The organism is Bradyrhizobium sp. UFLA05-108, from assembly GCF_059803455.1.
Map to the genome: position 1 here is coordinate 1 of NZ_JBANAZ010000261.1, position 618 is coordinate 618.

General features: G+C 64.9%; 1 protein-coding gene. It reads right to left on the minus strand.

What is annotated here, in order from left to right; translation table 11 throughout:
- A partial coding sequence (gene tnpC / locus SO140_RS46375) for an IS66 family transposase (RefSeq protein WP_498544262.1) occupies nucleotides 1–618 on the minus strand: 618 nt, incomplete at both ends.

The window sequence follows — 618 nt, forward strand, 5'->3', positions numbered from 1 at the left end:
GCGAAGCCGCGCAGGGCGCGTTCGGCGGCGTTGTTGGTGAAGCAGATCCGTCCGTCATCGACGAAGTGAGCGAACCGGTCCCAGCGGCGCAGCATGTAGTCGATTGGCTTGGCGACCGATGAGGAGTTCGACAGCCGAGCGCGCTGCTCGCGTAGCCATGCTTCCAACGTCGTCAAGAGTGGGGCGCTTTGTTCTTTGCGCACCCGCAGCCGCTCTTCGGCGCTTTGGCCGTTGATGCCACGCTCAATATCGAACAGTGCATCGATGCGCTTGACCGCCTCCAGCGCGATCGGCGAGATCGCCGCGGCGTTCCTGTCTCGCCTCGCATTGGCGGCGATGTCCGCCAGCTCAAAAAACTGCCGCCTGGCATGGGCCCAACAGAGTGCGGGCGTGACCGCTCCTTGCGCGCGCGAGGCGTCATACAGCTCGTTATAGCCGCTATAGGCATCGGCCTGCAGGATACCGGTGAAGCTTTGGAGATGCCGCGTGGGATGCTCCTGCCGTCGATCGCGCGAGGCGTAATAGAGCGCGGCCGGCGGCGCCCGCCCACCAAACGGCCGGTCGTCGCGGACGTAGGTCCAGATATGCCCTTTGACCGTCTGCCCCTTGGCCAGGATC